The sequence below is a fragment of the Paenibacillus sp. LT-B23 genome (assembly GCF_059417685.1).
On sequence record NZ_JBSQBM010000034.1, the window covers coordinates 1 to 22,870 of the forward strand.

The window sequence follows — 22,870 nt, forward strand, 5'->3', positions numbered from 1 at the left end:
GATCATAGTGCTAATTTGGTTCCTCTACGTGAGACAGCTGAAGGTTTGGGTGCCGATCGTCACCATTATTGTTGAATTGTACCAAAAGAAAAAGAAATAGACCGCTGCCCTACTTTGGTAAGGTAACAGTCCATTTCATGATACAACCTATTGGCGACCGCTCTTCAAAGCAGCTGTTGCCAAAGAGTGAGGATATTAGTGCCTCTAAGCTTCTTTAGCTCTTGACTACATTTTATATAAAGGCCAATGATCTCGACAATTAAGTACAGACGTATTGCGGTAAAATGTTTTGTGAACTTTAATCAGAATTGCATATGGCTTTAAAAGATAACCATCATTTTTTGAAATAAGTACTGTCCTGATTTGTAAGATTGTGGTACCCTAGAACGTATATATTGTTATTTTACATATTGGAGCTGAATCAGACAAATGAGTAATTTATACAAAGACCCCCAATCGTCCGATCCTTTTCAGGAGACGAATGGTTATAACGCCCCATTTAATCCGCCCCCACAGCTTCCGCCTACAAACAGTAAAGCTGTTGCTTCGATGGTGCTCGGTATTCTAGCTGTCGTCATTCCCTATCTGGGGTTCATTATCGGTATCATCGGTATCATTTTGTCCAGTCTTTCCCTGAAGGAAATTAACCGTCATGGCGAACAAGGCAGGGGTATGGCTATTGCCGGATTGGTATGCAGCATTATCGGAACACTGATCTATGCATTGATCATCATTTTCATAGTCGTTGTTTTTGTTTTAGCAGCCTCAAGTGGCGACAATCCGTTTTCCGATATTTAATGAAATCAGTGAGCTCATACACTTGTACCCTTCACGATGGGGATTCCAGATGCTATGATGAATGGAGTCCAATCAAGGAGAGTGAAAGTTATATGGCACGTACTCAAACACAAAAAGCGCTAAGCAAGGCGAAGCGCGCTGGAAACTACTGCTCTGCACAGAGCCGCAAAACCAATGGTCATTATGGCGAGATATCGCAGCATGTGCGAATGAAGCCAACCAAGCAGGAACAATTACAAAGAGTCAAGCACAAGAAGCGAATCGTTCAGAGCGACGCTTCTTTTTTTTGCCGTTAGCGTAATTTTTTTGTTTTTTATATGTGGATGTCACACACAGCAACATGACATTCGTTATACAGGATGATGACGGACACATAAGGAGGTGATCCTATGGAAAGGTTTAGCCCCGGGGCCGACCAACATATAAAGAATATAGAATCCGTCGTGGAACGCGTCAAATCTGGCGATCAACAGGCTTATGCCACTATCATTCATACTTTTGAAAAACAGATATATAGGTACTGCTATTACATTCTGAAAAATCGCGAGGAAGCGGAGGATGCGGTACAGGACATTTTTATCAAGGTATATCAGGCGATGGGGAAATATCACCAGCAGGTTTCATTTTCCGCTTGGCTTTATAAAGTGGCGTACTACCATTGCCTGGATCAAATTAGAAAGAAAAGCCGCTGGCGTCAAATGATATCGATCCAAAAGGAGCAACAGCAGCATTTCGATGATTACCATCAATCCGGCGATGAACGCGAAGTGGAAGAACTTTTGATGAATTTAAATTCGGAAGAAAGAAATCTTGTGCTGTTGAAAGCTGTTGAGCAGTACAGCTTTGAGGAGATCGGACAAATTATGGATTGTAAGCCTGCAACCTTACGCAAAAAGTATGAGCGGCTGCGCAAGAAGCTGATTCAGCAAAAAATGAAAAAAGGAGGGCTAACAAATGAGCGCATGGTCAGATCAAACTGAACACGAGCATATGGAGCAGATCCGGCGCACAGTCAAAAATAAGGAGATGCCTCAGGTTAGCTATGCAGATGACATTATGATGAGGTTGTGGGAAATGGACACGGCAAGTAGGAAGTTGACTCATAAAAAAGGCACATGGACCAAAAGAGTGGCCATTAGTGCGTCTGCTGCGGCAGTATTGGGAGGACTGGTGCTGGGAAGCGGCTTTGTGTCTCCGGCTATGGCCGAAACGTTAAAAAACATCCCGTTGATTGGCAGCGTATTCCAATATACCTTTGACAACGGACTGCGGACTGCTGGTAAATCAGGGTTAACGACAACGCTACCTCTGAGCGAAACCCAAGATGGGGTGACGTTGCACATCAAAGAGGTAATGTTTGACGGACTTCGTTTGGTGTTGATGATTGAGCGCACAGGTATAGAGAACACAGAAATGATAGCTCCTACCGGCCCGCCTAAGGAAGCCGTGCTATTCGATACGTTAGAGAATAAGGCCTGGAAAGAGGCAGTACTGAAGAAACCTGAAAAGGGGTATTTGTCGACACCTGACGTCATTATTCAGGGCGAAGAGATTAAGGGTGAGCAGCTACTTGTCCTTCCCCGTTATGGAGGAGTTGACCAAGGGAAAGTGGGTCAAGGTAAGCAGCTCCGGGGGACATTTACGGTTGCAAATGGCGAAAAGGAGCTCACCGATAATATGGTTGTTTATGAAATCAGCCGGGGTTTGGCGGAGAAACAGCTTCCAGACGAATTTGATATTACGGTGAAACTTAATGTTAGTGGTATTCGGGCCCCATTTGTATTTCAGGTACCGGTGCAAAATGTATTCAAACATAAAATTTTATTGAAGCCTGAAAAAACACAACGGAGCGGAACGTTCAGCTACACGGTGAAGCAGATCGAGTTGACCCCCGTGACAACCCGCTTAATTATAGACAGTAAGGGCAAAGTGACAAGCACACCGGAGCAGTCAGGTGATTTTAGCCCAAGCAGAATGTACTATGACATTGTGGACCAACGGGGTTACACGTTAAACCTCAATCAAACTTCTTTTCTGGACCAGTATCTGAGTGGTCTTGATTTCCGATTCAGGAATCTGAACGGTTGGCGCGGAATAAAGAGCGAATACCTGAATGAGGAGCTCCTATACGATCCTGTCATATCCACATCACCCTTTATTATCATTAAGCCGTATACGTATACATTACAAAAGAAGGATCAGTCCATTGTAGAGGGTCGGGAGGGGGGGATGAAAACGTATTATAAGGACTTGGAAATGACCATTCCTCTGGAGGCTAATCCATGAATGGAGCTTAGCAACCAAACGTTGAGCAGAGAAGTGATTGTATAGAAGCGGATAACACTTTTCTATAACTTAAGCCGAAAAAGACTTGATAATAATTATCATTCTTGTTAGAATATCATAAGAAAGAAGGAACCCGGGCACGGGCTCCTTCATTTAAAGCTATGGTTTGTCTTGAGATCAAAGATTTACTTGGCTTCAAAGGTTTTGCAGTCGGTTTCTTCTGATTTGTGAGTGTGCGCCGGACTGTTGCTTACGATATAAATGGAGCTTGCGCTGCATTTATTGTCTTGAGCCCAGTAAGTACATGAGTTTACTTCACACAAAACGTCTTTTGCCATGTTGTTCATCTCCTTTGATGGATGTAATAGGCTGAGCAAAAAAACTGTCAGGCAAGGTAGGACTTGTCTAACTGTGTTTACCCTCTTGTCGAAAAGAGGGATTTTGCTATGCCTACCTGTACAATATCAAAGGAATCCTTAAATTGCAATGTCTGCTTTTGTTTGCTATGCGAAGCGGACATGTAGCTCCTGCTGTAATGAAAACAAAAGCTGTCCTCCCTGTAGAGCCGAATGTCTCTCTGCCGGAGAACAGCTTTTTTGTATTTCCCTTCCTATATAAGGGTACTACAATAATTAGCGAACGGAGGGAATGCTGACGATCGGGTCGATGTCAGCTTCATAATCCACGTCATCGAATTCAAAGCCGAATAGCTGGAAAAATTCGCGGCGATATCCTTCAAGATCGGACAGCTCGTAGATATTGTCTGTCATCAGCTCGTCCCATATTTTTGCAACCTCTGTCTGTACGTCTTCACGCAGTTCCCAATCATCAATGCGAATACGTCCTTCTTCATCTACTGGAGTTTCCGGAGCATACAGACGCTCGGCAAACAGACGGTAGTTCTGCTCCACGCAGCCTTCATGTAGCCCTTTTTCCTTCATCACTTTATACAAAGCGGAAATATACAGAGGTACGACAGGGATGGCAGAGCTGGATTGGGTAACCAGTCCTTTAGTAACTGCGACGAAGGCGCGTCCGCCTGTGGCTTTCAACTGATCGTTCAGCTCACGTGCTGTTGCTTCCAGATGATCCTTTGCACTTCCGATCGTGCCTTCTCTATAGACGGCTTGGGTAATGTCTGAACCGATATACGAAAAGGAGAAGGTAGTCGCGGAATCAGCCAACACACCACCCTCACGCAATGCATCGATCCACAATTGCCAGTCCTCGCCGCCCATAACCTCTACAGTTCTCTGCACTTCTTCTTCTGTCGCCGGTTCCAGTGTAACGCTGCTCACTTCGCCAGTGTGGAAGTTGACGGTCTTGTTGGTGTAGGGTTTGCCGATGGGTTTAAGCACGGAATTAAACGTTTCACCTGTGCGGGGATTCGTGCGGCGACCGGAAGCGACACTGTAAACCACCAGATCGACTTGTCCCAGCTCTTCGCGAATGACCTCCACCGTTTTAGCTTTGATTTCATCCGAGAAGGCATCACCTGTCACGCTAAAGGATCGGAGCCCTGCTTCCTGAGCAGCTTTTTCAAATGCAGCAGAATTGTACCAGCCTGCCGATGCTGTCCGTGTGGCCGTAGCGTTACTAGGACGATATACGCCAACCGTATTGGCCCGCGCTCCGAATGCAGCGGTGATGCGGGAAGCCAAGCCATATCCGGCAGATGCCCCGATCACAAGCACATTACGAGGTCCCTGGATAGCAGGACGGGCCTGCACATAGTCAATTTGCTTCTGAACATGTTGGGCACAGCCCACCGGATGAGCAGTGGTGCATATAAAGCCGCGTGTTCTTGGTTTGATAATCATGTTATTGTAATTCCTCTCTTCTTCTAGCGATCTTCACCCTTACTATTTTAACTTTTAACTATATTTTTTCAAACGTGGATTTCAGGTGAGCATTCTTTCACTAAAAAGTGTATCGCTTAGCAGGGTGGCAAGTGCCTAAGGGCCTGCATATGATGCTGTAACGATAAATATGAGAAGGGAGAGAGCTGCTTGAAGAACAAGAGCCGAAAAACCACCAGAAACAAAAAGCCGCTCTATCGTGTAATTGACCCGGATATGAATGAATTAAGTATGATACAGCGCTTGAAGCCACAGCCTGCGGAGAGGGAGACAGAAGCAAGACTTCATCAAGTTGCTTCTCCGCCTCCCCCAATAGCAGAGGAGCCGGAGCTACAGACAGTTGTCGAGCCTGAAGTCCATATCGAGTACGGGACTGAGGTTGAAGATGCGATTGAAGATGCGATTGAAGAAGAGCCTGAGGTTTTGATGGAGGAACCAAAAGAGCCTGAGCCACTGCCTGATCCGATTGACGTCGAGGAAATTTTGAATAATAAAAAAGCGCCGCATGTAAATAATGCTTTCATTTATACAGACGATTTGAGCGATCTGGCTGTAACTGGGGAGAAGATTGCTCCCGGCTCCATAGATTCCAGTAAGCTGAAGCCAGAGAGCATCCACACGGAATACCTGGCAGATTATGCCGTTCATACGATTAAAATAGCGGACGGTGCAGTGACTTCTTCGAAGATTGCCCCGGATTCCATTACGGTGGAGCATCTGTCGGACGCATCGGTGGCAGGCAGCAAATTGCAGGATCGTTCCATTGGTGGTGAAAAACTTCGTGATGGCAGCATCACTCCAGAAAAGCTGGCTGATAAGATTATCAGCGGCGATCATATTGCGAATGGCTCCATTGAGAGCCGTCACTTCAAGCATTGGATTGTATCTCCAGACATGCTTCAAGATCAGGCGGTCACCTCCGATAAAATTCGCAGCGGTACGATTCAATCTAACAATTTGGCTAATGAGGCCGTCGATAGCTCCAAGCTTGGAGACCAGTCTGTCACCACTTCTAAACTGCGGGATGGGGCTGTGGATGGTTCTAAAATACAGGCTGGCAGCATTGAGAGCGCACACCTGACCGAGCATGCCGTTAATTCCCGGCATCTGGCCCCTGGTTCGATTAACCGCAAGCAGCTATCCAACGGAATTGTGGGCAAGGAACAATTGGAGGAAGGTGTTGTCAGCGGGCGTCATCTGGAGCCTGAGGCGGTCACCAGTGCGCATATTCAGGCCGGAGCGATTGAAAGAAAGCATCTGAGTCCTGGCTCCATCGGGGAAGAGCAGCTTGGAACAGGCCAAGTGACAGCCCGCCATCTGGCGGATCGGAGTATTCAGTCCAATAAACTGGCGGATCAGTCTGTAGGCTCGTTGCAAATTGTCGATCAATCCGTCACTTCATCCAAAATATCGGATCAGAGCATTTTACCACACAAAATTGCCGATGAGGCGGTACTTACCAGACATATTGCTACAGCAGCCATACAAAGCCCTCAGATTTCCCCAGAGGCAGTCTCTTCCTTACATCTCCAGTCCGAAGTCATTCGGAAAGATCATATTGCATCGGAGGCGGTTACGGAGCGACATTTGCAATCCGGGGCTGTGACGAGCGAGAAATTAGGGAAGGGCGCAGTTCTGGATCACCATGTGGCGAATCAGGCTGTCAAGGAAAATCACATTGCTTCGAACGCTATTAAGTCTGATAAAATCGCTGACGAAGCGGTTACGGAAACCAAAATTGCCGCAGGAGCGGTAACTGGAAATAAAATTGCGTCTCAAGAAATTGCAGAGGTACACATTGCACCCAGGGCTATTCGCGAAAACCATCTGGCGGATAACAGTGTGGGTGGAAAGGCATTGCAGTCTCAATCCGTCAGCTCGGCACATTTGGCCTCCAGCTCTGTGCTGAGCGAACATATCGGGAACGGCAGCGTAGGAACCTCGGCCTTGCAAGGGCAGTCTGTTACCGCAGACATATTGGGTGAAGGCGCAGTTCAAACAGGGCATCTGGCGAGTGGAGCGGTATACTCCCATCATTTGCAGGATCATGCCGTCACTTCGCTGAAACTGTCGCCGGAGAGTGTGGCTACGGATAAAATTAACGATTTGGCGATTACAGCGCCTAAATTGGCAGAGGGAAGCGTAACTTCCTCCAAGCTGTCCGCACGCTCCGTGCAGCCATGGCACATTACAGATAAAGCAGTACAGAGCAATCATCTGGCTGTTGAAGCGGTGGAAGCGAATCATCTCGCTCCTGAATCCGTCACCTCCAACCATTTGCAATCTGCATCGGTCCTGACCAAGCATCTGGCCCCGGATAGCGTATCCGGTCATGTACTTCAGGCGGAAAGCGTCACCTCGGAGAAGTTGGCGGCTCGGGCCGTGCAAGCACCCAATCTGGCGGAAAGCAGTGTCGGCCCTGCACATTTGGCTGCGCAAGCGGTACACACCCGGCATTTGGCAGCTGGATCGGTACAGGAAACTGCGCTGGGCCAGAACGCTGTAAAGTCTACACATCTTGCGTCCGAATCTATCCAATCGGAGCACTTGCAAAACGGAGTCATTCAAGGAGAGCACATTGCATTGCAGGCTGTGGCTACCCCGGCCTTACAGGATGAAGCGGTCACCTCTGCCAAACTGTCAGAGGGAAGCGTAACTTCTACCAAGCTGTCTGCCCATGCGGTGCAGTCCGGACATATTACGGACGAAGCTGTACAAAGCAACCATTTGGCTGTGGCGGCTGTGGATTCGGCACATCTGGCTGCCGGAGCGGTCACCTCGGTGCATCTCCAGGCTTCCTCAGTACTCACGAGACACTTGGCCCCGGATAGTGTGTCTGGTCGTGCAATTCAAGCGGAAAGCATTACCTCAGAAAAGCTGGCGGCGCGCTCGGTGCAAGGAATGAACCTTGCGGAAGGAAGCGTCGGTCCTCCACATCTGTCTGCGCAGGCCGTACACACCCAGCATCTGGCAGCTGGAGCGGTACAGGACAGAGCGCTGGCAGAGGGAGCTGTGAAGTCCGTGCACATCGCACCGGAGTCCATCCAGCCGCATCATCTGCACGTCGGAACGATTCAGGGCGTGCATATCGCATCACAGGCGATATCAACCGATGTTTTGCAGGATGAGTCGGTTACGTCCGACAAACTGGCGGATGAGAGCGTGACGGCCGCCAAGTTGTCTGCCCATTCGGTACAGCCATGGCACATTATGGACGAAGCTGTGCAAGCCAATCATTTGGCAGAAGAGGTCGTCCAGTCGAGCCATCTGGCTCCTGAAGCCGTCACCTCTGCCCACTTGCAGGCTTCAGCGGTGCTTACGAGCCATCTGGCCCCGGATAGCGTATCCAGTCGTACGCTTCAAGCGGAAAGCATCACCTCGGAAAAGCTGGCGGCGCGCTCGGTGCAAGGAATGAACCTCGCGGAAGGCAGCGTCGGTCCTCTGCATCTGTCTGCGCAAGCCGTACACCCCCAGCATCTGGCAGCCGGAGCGGTACAGGATAGAGCGCTGGCAGAGGGGGCAGTGAAGTCCGTGCACATCGCACCGGAGTCCATCCAGCCGCATCATCTGCACGTCGGAACGATTCAGGGCGTGCATATCGCATCGCAGGCGATATCAACCGATGCTTTGCAGGATGAGTCGGTTACGTCCGACAAACTGGCGGATGAGAGCGTGACGGCCGCCAAGCTGTCTGCCCATTCGGTACAGCCATGGCACATTACGGACGAAGCTGTGCAAGCCAATCATTTGGCAGAAGAGGTCGTCCAGTCGAGCCATCTGGCTCCTGAAGCTGTCACCTCTGCCCACTTGCAGGCTTCAGCGGTGCTTACGAGCCATCTGGCCCCGGATAGCGTATCCAGTCGTGCGCTTCAAGCGGAAAGCATCACCTCGGAAAAGCTGGCGGCGCGCTCGGTGCAAGGAATGAACCTCGCGGAAGGCAGCGTCGGTCCTCTGCATCTGTCTGCGCAGGCGGTACACACCCAGCATCTGGCAGCCGGAGCGGTACAGGATAGAGCGCTGGCAGAGGGGGCAGTGAAGTCCGTGCACATCGCACCGGAGTCCATCCAGCCGCACCATTTACAAATTGAAACCATTCAGGGCGTGCATATCGCATCGCAGGCGATATCAACCGATGCCTTGCAGGATGAGTCGGTTACGTCTGATAAACTGGCGGATGAGAGCGTGACGGCCGCCAAGCTGTCCGTTCTCTCGATCCAGCCGTGGCACATTACGGACGAAGCGGTGCAAGGGAACCATTTGGCAGAAGAAGCGATCCAATCGAGCCATTTAGCCCCGGAAGCCGTCACCTCTGCCCATTTGCAGGCTTCAGCGGTGCTTACGAGCCATCTGGCCCCGGATAGTGTGTCTGGTCGTGCGCTTCAAGCGGAAAGCATTACCTCGGAAAAGCTGGCGGCACGCTCGGTGCAAGGAATGAACCTCGCGGAAGGCAGCGTCGGTCCTCTGCATCTGTCTGCGCAAGCCGTACACCCCCAGCATCTGGCAGCCGGAGCAGTACAGGATAGAGCGCTGGCAGAGGGGGCAGTAAAGTCCGTGCATATCGCACCGGAGTCCATTCAGCCGCACCATCTGCACCTTGGAACCATTCAGGGTGTGCATATCGCATCACAGGCGATATCGACCGATGCTTTGCAGGATGAGTCCGTTACGTCCGACAAACTGGCGGATGATGGCGTGACTGCTGCCAAAATATCTCCTCATTCGGTCCAGCCGTGGCACATTACGGACGAAGCGGTGCAAGCCAATCATTTGGCAGAAGAGGTCGTCCAGTCGAGCCATCTGGCTCCTGAAGCCGTTACCTCTGCCCACTTGCAGGCTTCAGCAGTGATGACCCGACATATTGCGCCGGGTAGTGTATCGGTTCACGCGCTTCAGGCGGGGAGCGTGAACGCTGAGAAGCTTGCGCTTCGGGCGGTGCGTGCTTCGAACCTGGCAGAAGCCAGCGTAAGCTCCGTACATCTGACGGAACAAGCGGTACACCCCCTACATCTGGCCGATGGGTCGGTACAGGAAGCGGCGCTGGCAGAAGGTGCGGTGCAATCAAGGCATATCGCGCTGGATTCCGTCCAGTCGGAGCATCTGCAAGCAGGTGCCATCCAGCAGCAGCATATAGGCTGGCAGGTGGTGTCGGAAGATGCATTGCAGGAAGAAGCAGTTACGTCCGGCAAACTCTCGGATGGAGCCGTACAGTCCCGGCACGTGGCTGAAGAGGCGGTTGAAGGCCGTCACATCGGAGCGGAAGTGATTGACACGCATCACCTGAAGCCGGGCGTGGTGACGATGGCTCAGTTGTCCACAGATATTCATCTGTCGGGACTTTTGCCGGAGGAAGGCGTCAGTGGTGACAGACTTCAGGCGGAGAGTGTATCCCGCCGTCATCTGCAAGTTCAGGCTGTCGACAGTGAGGTACTGAGCCCCGAAGCTGTGGGACCAGAGCATTTAAAAGCCGCTGCAATACAAAGCCATCACTTGGCAGAGCGAAGCATCGAAGGGCATCATCTGGCGGAAGGCTCCGTAGGCTCACGTGAGCTGGAGCTGAACGCAGTGAAGCCGGAGCATTTGAGTATCACCCCGGTTCGTACCTGTGCCAATCAGTCCGCATTGCAGCAGTTCGGCAGAGCGCCGTTTCTTTTGAAGGGTAGCGAAGGAGAGACGGAAGTGACCATTATATTCGCAGAGCCTTTTATGAACCCGGACTATACGCTGGTAGCGATGACGAACCATCCTCTCTTTCATGCGACACTGAAATCGCAAACACCGGATGGAGCGGTGATTGTAGTAACCAAGTGGAATGAAACCGCGCATAACTACGGTATTGTTTCCTGGATTGCCATCGGTTAGTGAATATAATTGTGTAAAACTTATAGCGTGCAGACTCACGTATTTTCTGAATACGGGGCTGCATGCTTTTTCATATACTTTTCACACATTTGTTCCACAATTATCCCGAATTCTCCTGATAAGCTAAAGATACTTTAAAGGAGAGGTGATACAATCATGAAAAAATGGACTAAAAATGCAGCAGCCGTATTGACCGTAGTAAGCGTATTGGGAGGAGCAAGCAGCGCATTCGCCGCTACAGCAACTCCAGCCACAACTGCACCAGCAACGAAAGCTCCGGCGGTTATAGCCCCGGCTACTAAAGCACCCGCAGTAAAGGCACCTGCGACAAAAACACCAGTGGTGAAAGCACCTGTTAAAAAAGCTGCAACAGCTCATAAATCAACAACAAAAGCGAAAAAAGCTCCAGTCAAAAAAGCGGTTGCTAAAAAAGTAGCCCACAAAGCAAAAGCAGTAAAAGCGAAGCATCGTACCGTTAAACATCATGTGAAAAAACATCATGCCGTAAAAACAAAAGCAACTGCCCACAAAACTACTGCACATCATGTTGTAGCTAAAAAAGTGGCTCCTAAAGCTCCTGTTAAAAAAGGTGCTCCAGCAAAAACAGCATTGAAAACCGCTCCAAAAGCAGCAGCTAAAACAGTAACAACCAAGAAATAAGGTTGGAGAGCAATTCGCTCCCAGCTCGCCTGGCATATACAGCAGCGATTTATGATAAGAAAAGACGGGACCGGGAACGGTATACCCGTCTTTTGTCTATTTTGCTGGGCTTCTGTTAAGCTTATAGAGAGGATGCAATCATCCAGAACAACGGCAAGGGGTTAAGGCCATGACGAAAATAGTAGTCGTAGATGACGACGTGTTCATTTTGCAATTAATATCTGAATATTTGAAAAAGGAATCCTACGAGGTGACTTCCTTCTCCAGTGGCAAAACACTGGTAGAACATATCCGTTCCGACCGTCCGGATTGCCTCGTTCTCGATATCATGATGCCCGGAGTTGACGGGCTTTCCCTGCTGACTCAACTGCGCGAATTTACAGAAATGCCGATTATCATGATCTCCGCTCGTGGGGAAGAAAGTGACCGTATTCACGGGCTGGAACTGGGATGCAGCGATTTTTTAACCAAACCGTTCAATCCTCGGGAACTGGTTGGCAGAGTCAAAGCGATGCTGCGGCTGACCAAGGCCGGAACCTCTGCACCTGACGATAAGGAGGCGGTAGAGACAGACGGAGATGTATGTCGTGCGGGCAATCTGTGTATTTTCGCTGAATTCCGTAAGGTTACGGTGGACGGTCAAGAGGTGAATCTGACCTCACGTGAATTTGACCTGCTGCTGTTTCTTTCAAATCATCTGGAAAGACCTTTTGGCAGAGAGCATCTGATTCAGCAGGTGTGGAGCTATGATTTTATTGGTGATGTGAGAGTTGTAGATGATCTGGTCAAACGTATTCGCAAAAAACTGGCGGAATATCACTCCACGCTTGTCATTAACACTGTATGGGGGTTCGGGTATAAAGCAACGGTACAGGAGCTGTAGCCATGCGTACGATGAGAGCTAAAATATTGCTGTCCCTGTCCCTCGCGATGCTCATTACCGTCTGTATAACGCTGTTCCTGTTCATCAGGCTCATCGACGACATTCTCGTCAATCAGGCCAAATCCAAGCTTCATGATCAAGCACGTAAAGCGGTCCATATCATGAGCGACGGGGGCTTTGACCGACTGGACAGCGCTGAGTTTAACTATGTCATCAAAGGTGTACTTTTGTCTGCCGATTACTTTATTTTAAGCACGGATAACCGCATCGTCGATTCCAGCGTCTCCGGAATGGAGGGCAAGAAGATAGAACAATTACTGTTGATCCGGCAGGGATTTTTTGCATCGGTTCATCCATCTTCTCGCGATCTGGCCTCTACACACGAAGGGGTGGCCGTGCTCCAAGGTAAAAAGATACTGTTTACAAATGAAGAACTGCCCGGGCAGCCTTTTCGCATATTTGTATATTCTCCGTTGTCTTCTTTAAGAGCGCTATATGTGCCGTTAATGAGAACCACGCTGCTATCCATTGTGGCGAGCTTTCTCGTCATTCTCGTCATTGGACTGATGGTCGTTTCACGCTTGGTGCGCCCGCTCAAACGATTGAAGGAGGCCGTAGGCAACTATGAGCCGAATCAACCGCAGGACAGTGATTTTCCACAAGCGGATAAAAGTGAGATTGGCGAGCTGATCGGTACTTTTCATTCGATGTCCACCCGTATCCAGCAGCATCACCACGGTCAAATTGAATTTTTGCAAAATGTATCTCACGAGCTAAAGACACCGTTAATGTCCATTCAGGGCTACGTATACGCCATTCAGGATCAGGTGGTCTCCCAGGACGAAGGGCTGAGTATTATCAAAGTACAGTCACAGCGGTTGATTGACATGGTGGAAAAGCTGCTTCAGCTATCGAGGCTGGAGGCGCTGGATGAAGAATGGCCTGTCTCGCTCATTGATCTGAAAAGCATGGCAGAGGACGCCATTCATTTGCTGATGCCAGTGGCTACTGAACGTTCTGTTTCGCTTCGAGTGGAAGGCGAGGGACTGCATGTGGCTGTTCCGGCTGAACAGTTATTCCGCATGATGCTGAATTTGTTGCAAAATGCGGTTCGACATACCTCTACCGAGGTTGTTATCCATTTGGAGGCGGGAACGACACCGGAGGTCGTATGGGTAATCCATGTGGATGACGACGGAGAAGGATTGACTGAAGAAGAGGCGGCAGAGGTATTTGGACGATTCTATACCGGCTCGAACGGCGTCACAGGTCTGGGATTGGCTATTTGCCGTCAAATTGCCTCCCGGCTGAACGGGGAACTGATCTGCACGCGTTCACCCTTGGGTGGAGCGAGGTTCAGCTATATTCAACGCATGTTATAAATGAGTGCAAGAAATGGTTAAAAATGATCGTTTTTCTGGATAAACATCCCGTGAATGTAACACAATATGATAGGTTTTAGGTATTATTGCAGATATAGCTTGACTGGCGGGTACTAAACTGAGTAAAATTAATCGTATATACCTTGACTCTTGAACGTCGTTTTTTTAGATAGTGGTCAATAATAGTGGTTAATAATAAATGAAAGAGTGATGAGATGAACCGCCTTTTGGAAGTGAAGGACTTAACGATATCTTTCAAGACCCGCCAGGGACTAGTGCAGGCCATTCGTGGCGTAAACTTTCATGTCAATAAAGGAGAGACGCTGGCGATCGTGGGCGAATCCGGCTCAGGCAAAAGTGTAACCTCACAGGCTGTGATGAAGCTGATTCCGACCCCTCCCGGTATTTATCAGAAGGGTCAAATTATTTTTGACGGACAAGAGCTGATTCATAAAACGGAAAAGCAGATGCAGAAAATTCGTGGTAAGGAAATCGGCCTGATTTCTCAGGACCCGATGACCTCGCTTAACCCGACGATGAAAGTCGGCAAGCAGATCACGGAAGTGCTTTTCAAGCATGAAAAAATATCCAAAGATGCTGCTCACAAACGTGGTATTGAGCTGCTTAATCTGGTAGGTATTCCGCATCCTGAGCAGCGTTTTAACCAATATCCGCATGAGTTCAGTGGCGGTATGCGTCAACGTGTCGTTATTGCGATGGCACTGGCTGCCAATCCGAAGCTCCTGATTGCCGATGAGCCGACAACTGCGCTGGACGTAACGATTCAAGCTCAAATTTTGGAGCTGATGAAGGATCTTCAGAAGAAGATTGATACGTCCATCATCTTTATTACCCATGACCTCGGTGTAGTAGCGAAGATGGCAGATCGAGTTGCGGTTATGTATGCCGGACAAATTGTGGAAACAGGTACGGTTAACGAGATTTTCTATAACCCGAAACATCCATATACATGGGGGCTTCTTGCTTCTATGCCAAGTTTGGACAGCCACGGCCAGAAGCTGGCGGCGATTCCGGGTACACCTCCTGATCTGCTTCATCCGCCTGTAGGGGATGCTTTTGCAGCCCGCAGTGCTTATGCGATGAAGATCGATTTTGAAAAAGAGCCTCCGCTCTTTCAATTATCCGACACGCACTTTGTGAAATCATGGTTGCTGCATCCGGATGCACCTGCGGTTGAACCACCGGCAGCGGTAAAGGCCAAGATTCGCAAGCTGGATAATGCATTTGACAAGCCGGTTCTGGTGGAACAATACGGCGGTTAATGTGTGATATAAAATGATTAGAAAATGAAGAAGGGCTGTTCTCTCCGTGAAAGAATCTACGGTGGGAACAGCCTTTTTGGTGTGAAACCGCAGGTTGTGAAAGCCTGTGGCTGTTTGTGTTAGCGGGGCAGTTTTTTACAGCTTGCCGGAACCGGCTTGGGAAGTGACTTCTGCCTTCACGCTGGCGGATGGAGAAATCTTATCGTTCAGCGATGGTTTCCAGCCTACTGAAGAGCTAAGACCCGCGCTGGAGCCTGCATTTACGGCTTGTCCATTCAGGAGAGTGCCTGTGTCGGACAGGGCGGTGCCTCCAAAAACAGTTACGATTTTAGCTGCGGACAAACCTGCAACGTCGATGACATTGTTTTCGGCGAAGATTTTGGAGGATTTACCTGCGCCCCATATATACAGCGAAGGATATTCGGAGCGTTTTACATCACCTGTATAGTAATTGTTGTACAGATGGACTTGTCCATACCGCACGCGTGGTGTGCGTTGTACTGTGTTTTCATAATAATTGTGATGCAGGGTTACACGTAAAGCCCCTTCATCTGCTGTTTTGCTGTCGCTGTTGCCAATAATCGAGGTTTTATCATGATCGTAAAAGTGATTGTAAGAAGCAGTAACCAGATCCCCTTGGTTAATCACATCGAGAAGTCCATCATGATGCTGGTATTCTTGACCGTAAAAGGTGCCGTTTTGGCTATCGGGACGAGTTCCATCATTGAAGGTATTGTGGTCTACCCATACATGTGTGGCGCCATTAATTGTAATGGTGTCATATTCCGAATTCCAGTTGCCTGTACTACCGTCCGTTGGGTCCCACTGAGGGAAATAATCGTAGGCATCCTGAAATTCAATATTACGGATAATGACGTTGTCTGTCCCTTTTTTCAGTTGGAAGTTTGCACCGTTAATCACGGCATCGCTACCAAGACCAACAATCGTTGTATTAGACGGAATTTCAATGACGACACGACTGGCCTGATTTTTCTGTGAAGCTTTACGCGCGTCTTCCAATGTACCGGAAGGGACTTTTTTACCCCAGGTGGACGGGTCATACGCTTTGAGGTATGCGTCGAAATCATATTTAGGGTCCTTGTAATCGTTTAATCCCAACGGCTTGTTATTGTCATCCACGTTGGCATTGATCTTGCCTTTGACATAAATAATTTTAGGAGTTGTATTACTGCTTTTACCCAAAGCATCCACAAGTTGTTTGCGATTGGTTACGGTGAAAATATTGGAAGCTGTGGCTGCAGATCCGCCTGTTGTGCCTGTAGAAAAGGCTGCCCATCCGTTCTTGCTGCCGAGCACCTCCTTACCAATATCGCTTGCCGCATGAGCAGGTGTGCCAAGAGGAGCAAGGGTAGTGAACAGCAGAGCTGCTGCGATGCCGAGTGAAAATCTCTTTTTCATAAAGTTACCTCCGTATATGGGGTTATTGGAGTAGACGAACGAAGGGAGTCCCGGGTGCTCCTATGGTTTCTACTTTTCTATCATACTTCGTGTTCCAGTATTTGTTAATATAATAAAAGTTACATACTAAAATATTTGTCGAAAATTTTATATAATACAACATACCCCTACTTTTTTTCATTAATATTGTAATTAGACTAATGAAAACGTTAACAATCACATGGAATGGAAATTGTATATATGAATATATGGAATTGTTTTTGTGTTTTTTACTCGGAAAATCATTAATTACCGTATTCGGAATTCTCATTTTCCGTGGAAAAATACTGGGAAGCCAACAAGCTTCATGCTATAATCCAAATTGGTAAAGATTACAAAAAGTATATGATTACCACAACACTAGCAATAGGTCTTACACTAAACAAATGGAGGTGAGCAAGGATTAGTTGAGAATGTTAACGATTTCAATCCAAGAGGAGGAACATCAAATGTTAAGAAACCGCTCATTTTATCGCAGATTTTGTCTGGCTGCTTGGGCAGTCCTGTTGCTCGTCCCCGCTATGACTGCCTCGGCAGCTTCCTCGTCCACACCATCGGACAAAATTCATTTTGCCAATAACAAGTACTATGTATTTAATAATGTGTGGGGGCAAGGACAGGTTCAAGGCTGGACACAAAGCATTTTCCATAACAGTGACAGCAATTTGGGCTGGAGCTGGAATTGGCCGAGTAATACCTCATCCGTCAAAGGTTATCCTTCCGTCGTCAGTGGATGGCATTGGACAGCGGATTATACACCAGGCAGCGGGTTACCTGTACGTCTGTGGGATAATAAAAACGTGAACACCAGTGTGAACTATTCCATTAAGGCTAACGGGACCTACAACGCTGCTTATGATGTGTGGTTCCACGAATCGGACAAAGCGAGCTGGGACTCGACTCCGACCGATGAATTGATGATTTGGCTGAATAATACGAATGCCGGTCCGGCTGGAACTTATGTGGAAACTGTTTCCCTTGCGGGAAGCAACTGGGATGTGTACAAAGGCTGGATTGATGCAGGCAGTGGTAAGGGCTGGAACGTGTTTTCCTTTGTGAGAAAGTCCAATACGAATAGCGCGTCGTTCAATATCAAAAATTTTACCGACTATATGATCTATACGAAAAAATGGATGAGTAACGCGAAATTCGTCAGCAGCGTGGAATTCGGTACTGAAATTTTCGGCGGTAGCGGCTCTATCAATATCAACAAATGGAATGTTAACGTACAATAAATATCAAAATTACAGCCCCTCTCAAGCAGGCACGCAAAAAAAGACATCTGGTATGATGAGCCTTTTGCTGTTGATGGAGAGGGGCTTTTTTGCACGTCGAGATATGGGGACAGACGAGTATGATCCTATCAGAGACATCTGTACTTTTCGGAAAACAATGGGTACAATTCTTGTAATATAGCTGAGGAGGAATGGGCAGCATGGCAGAGCACTTAGCAGATATCTTGAAGTTATTGAAGCAAAAAGAGTGGGTGGATTTGTCCCACGCCTTTTATCCTGAAATTCCTCATTTTCCGGTATTCGATAATGTTCAGGTTGACACGCTGTTTACTCATGACGATGGTTTTTTTGTAAAGCAATACTGTTTTCCGGGGCAGTATGGCACGCATATTGACGCACCGGCTCATTTTGTGAAGGGCAAACGTTATTTGCATGAGCTTTCCTTGAAGGAGCTGGTTCTGCCGCTGGTCGTTATTGACCGTTCAGTAGCCGTAGCCGCTAATTCCGACTATGAGCTTGCGGTTGCCGACATTGTGGCTTTTGAGAAGGAGCATGGACGAATTGTCGATCAAGCTTTTGTAGCCTTTCGCAGTGATTGGAGTAAGCGTTGGCCTGATTCGGAGGCCTTTTCGAACAAGGATGCAACGGGAGACGCACACTGCCCGGGCTGGTCACTGGAAGCGTTGCGCTTTTTGGTAGAAGAGCGGAATGTTGCTGCCATCGGACATGAAACGCTGGATACCGATTCCTCCGTGGCTTATCGCAAAGCAGGCAAGCTGGTAGGGGAATATTACATATTGGAACAGGATCGTTATCAGGTTGAGGTGCTGACGAATTTAGACAAGCTGCCTCCGACGGGTGCTGTCATTTATAATATCGTACCGAGCATTCAGGATTCCCCCGGATTTCCGGTGCGTTCGTTTGCTATTTTGCCTTAATCATTTGATACTGGGTTGTTTGAATACGATTATACAATCATCTTGACCATAAAAGACCGGTTCAGATATATCTGAACCGGTCTTTTATGGTTTATTCGGGGTAGTGAACAGTATGCTTGATTGCTCAATCCAGCTTGAATCTAAATAGTGGAATAGCTTAAGTGATAATAGTGACGGTAGGAGCAGAGATGGTAGGCTGAGTTGTAATGGTGGAGGCTGTGCCACTAAAATCTGAAATTTCTATGACGACTGGGACACCTGGTGTAATATCTACGGAGTTAATGACCAGACTTGCTGTGCTTAGGGTGAATAAGGAGCTCTGCTGAATAACTCCGTTAATATAATAATTAGAAGAATCCGTAGCTGTTAATGTTGGCAAAGCAACTACTGGAGCATCAGCGTCATCTACAAAGCTTGCAGCAGGAACGGTTGTTGTTGTAGCTCCGATCATCCCGGCTGTGATCGTTGCAAAAAAACGAGTCACGGCTGGGGTAATGGTCGTAGTTATGGCACCACCAGAGGCTACGGGGGCAGTAGCTACTGCTGTATACACAGGTTTTATAATTGGCATGGGCTCATCTCCTTTCTTGGATGGTTTGAACCATGCAATGGCTCATAATCAATAAATGAGTGTGATCCAGATTCGGAAACGGCATATTAACCTTTATGTTAACAATTAGGGTGGATGAAGGAAGCCTCATTATACTGCAAATATAGATGGAAGCGGTTCACTAATAACGGACTATTGCAAATGCCCAAAACCCTACAGGGTAATGTGCATACAATATCATAGAGATGAGAAAAGGAGGTGTAAACGGCTGGTATGGGCAAACGCGCTTCATCACGAAGAAGGCATGGAAAGCGAACCGTACTTTACAGATTCATCAGACGTAAAAAATGTACAGCAAGTTTTAAATTCAGACGCCGAAGAAAGACGAGGTTACATTCTAAAAAACATCCGAAGCTGACTATGCATCGGCAGCATAGTAGCGTTTCTGCCAAACGGCGCAGAAGATTGAACCTGACGGGAAAGCAAGGTATACCGGGTCCGGTAGGGCAGCAGGGCAAATCCGGCCCGGCAGGAGGGCCAGGTGTAGCGGGCTTGACGGGTGTGCAAGGTCCGCCAGGACTGCCGGGCGCACAAGGCGTTCCAGGTTTGGCAGGAGCGCAGGGTGTACCCGGAGCAGCGGGAGCACCTGGAACTCCGGGCTCTGTAGGTGCAGGGATATCAGGAGCGACAGGTGCAACGGGCATACAGGGCCCGACAGGAACACAGGGAATATCCGGCTCAACGGGAGCGCAGGGTGTAACAGGTCCTTCCGGCCCGGCGGTCGACATTGCAGATATTGAAATTGTTCCTACCGCTGAACGGTATTTTTATTTTGCCCCCGATGATATTCAATCTTCGGTCACGATCAGGGTGGATCAATTCTCTGTTGATGGAGTCCAAGAGGCTTCTCCGCTATTTAATGTCGGAAGTAACAGCTATGCCAATTTGTATATTAACGGGATGATACAAGAAAGCACTCTGTATAGCCTGACGCCTTCTTCGGTGACGATTCATCTCGACGAAGGAGAAACGATTTACTCCGGTACACCTATCATTGTGGAAATCGTTCAATTCAGGGCGCGATACAGTGCGTAATACAGCACGCTATACGCTATACGATGTACAGCTATTCAAAACCAGAACTGGTTATATGGCTTAGGACCTTCCATGCGGACACCGAGTTGTTCGGCTGCCTGTCTGGGCCAGAATGGATTACGCAGTAGTTCCCGTCCTACCGCCACCAGATCAGCCCGACCGTTACGCAAAATTTCCTCTGCCTGAATCCTGTGAGTGATCAGTCCTACGGCAGCAATCGGAATATCAGCAGCCTGACGAATGGCCTCCGAGTACGGTACTTGATAGCCCGGATACACGCTCGGCACGTCCGGCAATACACCGCCAGTGCTGACATCGATCAAATCTACACCTTGTGCTTTCATATAGTGGGCATATTGAATGGAATCCTGTAATCCATTGCCTAGTGGGCTATATTCGTCAGCGGAAATCCTCACAAACAACGGGCCGCTCCACACCAAGCGAATCTCATCAATAATCTCCCGCAAAAATCGATAACGTCGCTCTTCCGAGCCACCGTATGCATCTTCCCGTTGATTGGTATACTTGGACAAAAAATCGTTAATCAGATATCAGTGTGCCGCATGTAGCTCAATGACGTCTATTCCAGCTTGCGAAGCCCGCTTGGCGCAAGCACAAGGTTATGAATTTTTTCAATGGACAGCGCATGGGTCGCCCGTTCGCGGGGAGGCAAACCAGAGGCAGATACAGCTGTTTCCTGAGGCAATGAGCCTTTGCGCCCGACGTGCCAGAGCTGGAGGCCAGCTTTGGAGCCTTGATCATGGATGGCTTGTACGACTTTTTGCAGCGGGGCAATGTGCTCGTCCTCCATAAGCCGAGGCTACCCGAATCTTTCCCCTGCGGGGTAACCGCATGTACTTCAAGCATGACCAGCCCCACCTGTCCAAGTGCCCGAGCGCCGTAATGTAGCGTATGCCAATCGGTTGCTTTTCCATCTTCTTTGGCTGAAACTGTACCCATGGGTGACATCATAATCCGGTTTTTAAGCTCTATATTACGAATTTGAAGCGGCTGAAATAATAAGCTCATTGGATTCGCTCCTCTTTATTCACGGTTTAGAACATCCGTTTTTTATTTGGTTACATATCTATTTTAAATTAATAAAATGAGATGATACACATAAAATTTAATGGTTTAACCATTTCAACTTATAAAATAATGTTATTTTTGATATTAACAATGAATTTAAAGGCGTGAATGTGGAGACAGGAAGAGCTGCATAAATATCATTTGCAATTTAGTTAGTTATCACTTACTATATGTTTATGAACAAGAAAACACATGTAGATAGCAAGAAGAAGGATATTATGCAAGCAGCTATGCGCTTATTTGCGACCAAAGGCATCGACGGCATTTCTGTCAAAGAAATCGGGGAGGCTGCTGGTGTGACGGATGCCGCGATTTATAAGCATTTTAAGAGTAAAGATGCGATGGCCTTGGAAGTATTCGGGCAGTATTGCAACAGCTACACTACGTTGATTGACTTCTATCGCAAGCAGAGCGGGAGCTTCATTAGCCGTTTTCATCAATTGGTGGACGAGGTGCTTGTGATGCACGATGAAGATCAGTATGGCCTGCTTCTGTTATCACAGCATCATGAGCTATATGTGGAGGCAAGCCAAAGCTCGAATGTCCGGCAGCCGCTGGAGGCGTTAGTCGAATTTATTGAGCAGGGGATTCGGCACGGAGAACTGCCCAAGCAGGATGCTCAGCTATCTGGTGTGCTCATTATTGGGGCCATTACACGCTTGTCCGTGTCCAGCCTGGAGGGTGAATTACCACAGCAGCTTATTCCGTTTGCAACGGAGGTCAAGGAACGTTTAACCGCTTTATTAAGTCAAGGTCAGTAGTGACCTTTTCTTTTTGAATATAAAGTTAGTGTTTTCTAACTAAAAAAATATGAGGATAGGAAGTGGCTCGAATGTCTAAAAAGATATTGGTTATTCAGGGAAATCCGGTCGTTGGCAGTTATGGAGAAGCGCTGGCTCAATCCTATGTAAAAGGAGCGGAGGCTGCGGGGGCCGAGGTGCGTTTATTGCAGTTGCCCGCGTTGGACTTTAATCCTAATCTGTTAGGTGGATATCGCAATAAATTGCCGCTGGAACCGGATTTAATCAAGGCTCAGGAATCTATTAAGTGGGCGGAGCATCTGGTTTTCGTTTTTCCGATCTGGTGGGGGAGCTTGCCTGCATTAATGAAGGGTTTCATTGATCGTATTTTTATGCCGGGGTTTGCATTTAAGTATCAAAAAGGAAAGCCGTTGCCTGACAAGCTCTTAAAAGGCAGAACGGCCCGCCTCATTACTACGATGGACGGACCGCACTGGTATTACCGATTTTTCCAGGGACAGCCTGGGCATCGAATGATGAAGGATTCCACGCTGCATTTATGCGGTGTCAAACCGGTGCATTCTACTGCGATTGATCTCATGAATAAGAAAACAGATCAACAGCGCAACGATTGGCTGAGCAAGGTCGAGCAGCTAGGACGAAGCATGAGCTAGATTTTCAACAGTCCCCAAATCCATTGGCCCAATAGCTAAAAAGACCACAATGGGAGCTACTGGCTCACATTGTGGTATTCG

General features: G+C 48.2%; 19 protein-coding genes and 1 pseudogene. 14 read left to right on the forward strand and 6 right to left on the reverse strand.

Features of this window, described 5'->3' with window-relative positions:
- Window positions 1-429 precede the first annotated feature (429 nt).
- From ACWXW9_RS27170 to ACWXW9_RS27185, 4 genes are all read left to right on the forward strand, one after another.
- The gene (locus ACWXW9_RS27170; RefSeq protein WP_283652885.1) at window positions 430-798 is read left to right on the forward strand and encodes a DUF4190 domain-containing protein; all 369 of its coding nucleotides are present in this window, start codon (window positions 430-432) and stop codon (window positions 796-798) included.
- Window positions 799-890: 92 nt separating this feature from the next.
- Window positions 891-1,094, forward strand: a complete 204-nt coding sequence (brfA, locus tag ACWXW9_RS27175) for a ribosome rescue factor BrfA (RefSeq protein WP_483872207.1) — start codon at window positions 891-893, stop codon at window positions 1,092-1,094.
- Between the two features lie 93 nt (window positions 1,095-1,187).
- Window positions 1,188-1,778 (forward strand): RNA polymerase sigma factor, encoded by a 591-nt coding sequence (locus ACWXW9_RS27180; RefSeq protein WP_494931925.1) that lies wholly within the window; start codon window positions 1,188-1,190, stop codon window positions 1,776-1,778.
- Window positions 1,753-3,084, forward strand: coding sequence for a DUF4179 domain-containing protein (locus ACWXW9_RS27185; protein WP_494931926.1), 1,332 nt, complete (start codon window positions 1,753-1,755; stop codon window positions 3,082-3,084). Before ACWXW9_RS27180 ends, ACWXW9_RS27185 begins: the two co-directional genes overlap by 26 nt.
- 185 nt (window positions 3,085-3,269) lie before the next feature.
- On the opposite strand, the gene ACWXW9_RS27190 is transcribed toward ACWXW9_RS27185, so the two are convergent.
- On the reverse strand, window positions 3,270-3,422 hold the full coding sequence (locus ACWXW9_RS27190; RefSeq protein WP_134913222.1) for a DUF1540 domain-containing protein: 153 nt from the start codon (window positions 3,420-3,422) through the stop codon (window positions 3,270-3,272).
- Window positions 3,423-3,716: 294 nt separating this feature from the next.
- Window positions 3,717-4,904: an enoyl-ACP reductase FabV gene (gene fabV, locus ACWXW9_RS27195; RefSeq protein WP_494931927.1), complete on the reverse strand. Its 1,188-nt coding sequence runs from the start codon at window positions 4,902-4,904 to the stop codon at window positions 3,717-3,719.
- A 189-nt stretch (window positions 4,905-5,093) separates the two neighbouring features.
- Here fabV and ACWXW9_RS27200 point away from each other — a divergent pair, with 189 nt between their 5' ends.
- From ACWXW9_RS27200 to ACWXW9_RS27220, 5 genes are all read left to right on the forward strand, one after another.
- Window positions 5,094-10,802 (forward strand): WIAG-tail domain, encoded by a 5,709-nt coding sequence (locus tag ACWXW9_RS27200; RefSeq protein WP_494931928.1) that lies wholly within the window; start codon window positions 5,094-5,096, stop codon window positions 10,800-10,802.
- Window positions 10,803-10,958: 156 nt separating this feature from the next.
- Window positions 10,959-11,462 carry a hypothetical protein gene (locus tag ACWXW9_RS27205; RefSeq protein WP_494931929.1) on the forward strand — a complete coding sequence of 168 codons (504 nt, stop codon included), beginning with the start codon at window positions 10,959-10,961 and terminating at the stop codon, window positions 11,460-11,462.
- 169 nt (window positions 11,463-11,631) lie between these two features.
- Window positions 11,632-12,345, forward strand: coding sequence for a response regulator transcription factor (locus tag ACWXW9_RS27210; protein WP_025683506.1), 714 nt, complete (start codon window positions 11,632-11,634; stop codon window positions 12,343-12,345).
- 2 nt (window positions 12,346-12,347) lie between these two features.
- Window positions 12,348-13,727, forward strand: coding sequence for a sensor histidine kinase (locus ACWXW9_RS27215; protein WP_494931930.1), 1,380 nt, complete (start codon window positions 12,348-12,350; stop codon window positions 13,725-13,727).
- A 215-nt stretch (window positions 13,728-13,942) separates the two neighbouring features.
- Window positions 13,943-15,010, forward strand: a complete 1,068-nt coding sequence (locus ACWXW9_RS27220; RefSeq protein WP_494931931.1) for an ABC transporter ATP-binding protein — start codon at window positions 13,943-13,945, stop codon at window positions 15,008-15,010.
- A gap of 135 nt (window positions 15,011-15,145) precedes the next feature.
- On the opposite strand, the gene ACWXW9_RS27225 is transcribed toward ACWXW9_RS27220, so the two are convergent.
- On the reverse strand, window positions 15,146-16,429 hold the full coding sequence (locus ACWXW9_RS27225; RefSeq protein WP_494931932.1) for a pectate lyase family protein: 1,284 nt from the start codon (window positions 16,427-16,429) through the stop codon (window positions 15,146-15,148).
- 488 nt (window positions 16,430-16,917) lie between these two features.
- Here ACWXW9_RS27225 and ACWXW9_RS27230 point away from each other — a divergent pair, with 488 nt between their 5' ends.
- Window positions 16,918-17,703 (forward strand): GH12 family glycosyl hydrolase domain-containing protein, encoded by a 786-nt coding sequence (locus ACWXW9_RS27230; protein ID WP_494931933.1) that lies wholly within the window; start codon window positions 16,918-16,920, stop codon window positions 17,701-17,703.
- Window positions 17,704-17,903: 200 nt separating this feature from the next.
- Window positions 17,904-18,641, forward strand: coding sequence for a cyclase family protein (locus ACWXW9_RS27235; RefSeq protein WP_494931934.1), 738 nt, complete (start codon window positions 17,904-17,906; stop codon window positions 18,639-18,641).
- A 157-nt stretch (window positions 18,642-18,798) separates the two neighbouring features.
- Here the strand turns inward: ACWXW9_RS27235 and ACWXW9_RS27240 are convergent, their stop codons facing one another.
- Complete coding sequence (locus ACWXW9_RS27240) at window positions 18,799-19,212, reverse strand: DUF4183 domain-containing protein (protein WP_431087510.1); 414 nt, start codon at window positions 19,210-19,212, stop codon at window positions 18,799-18,801.
- A 399-nt stretch (window positions 19,213-19,611) separates the two neighbouring features.
- On the opposite strand from ACWXW9_RS27240, the gene ACWXW9_RS27245 reads away from it, so the two are divergent.
- The gene (locus tag ACWXW9_RS27245) at window positions 19,612-20,286 is read left to right on the forward strand and encodes a DUF4183 domain-containing protein (protein ID WP_494931935.1); all 675 of its coding nucleotides are present in this window, start codon (window positions 19,612-19,614) and stop codon (window positions 20,284-20,286) included.
- Window positions 20,287-20,321: 35 nt separating this feature from the next.
- Here the strand turns inward: ACWXW9_RS27245 and ACWXW9_RS27250 are convergent, their stop codons facing one another.
- On the reverse strand, window positions 20,322-20,819 hold the full coding sequence (locus ACWXW9_RS27250) for an oxidoreductase (RefSeq protein ID WP_494931936.1): 498 nt from the start codon (window positions 20,817-20,819) through the stop codon (window positions 20,322-20,324).
- A gap of 47 nt (window positions 20,820-20,866) precedes the next feature.
- Window positions 20,867-21,315: pseudogene (locus tag ACWXW9_RS27255) on the reverse strand (oxidoreductase).
- Window positions 21,316-21,551: 236 nt separating this feature from the next.
- Between ACWXW9_RS27255 and ACWXW9_RS27260 the strand changes: the two are divergent.
- Together ACWXW9_RS27260 and ACWXW9_RS27265 are read left to right on the forward strand one after the other, a co-directional pair.
- Window positions 21,552-22,136, forward strand: coding sequence for a TetR/AcrR family transcriptional regulator (locus ACWXW9_RS27260; RefSeq protein ID WP_044648921.1), 585 nt, complete (start codon window positions 21,552-21,554; stop codon window positions 22,134-22,136).
- Between the two features lie 71 nt (window positions 22,137-22,207).
- Complete coding sequence (locus ACWXW9_RS27265) at window positions 22,208-22,789, forward strand: NAD(P)H-dependent oxidoreductase (protein ID WP_494931937.1); 582 nt, start codon at window positions 22,208-22,210, stop codon at window positions 22,787-22,789.
- The last annotated feature ends 81 nt before the right edge of the window (window positions 22,790-22,870 follow it).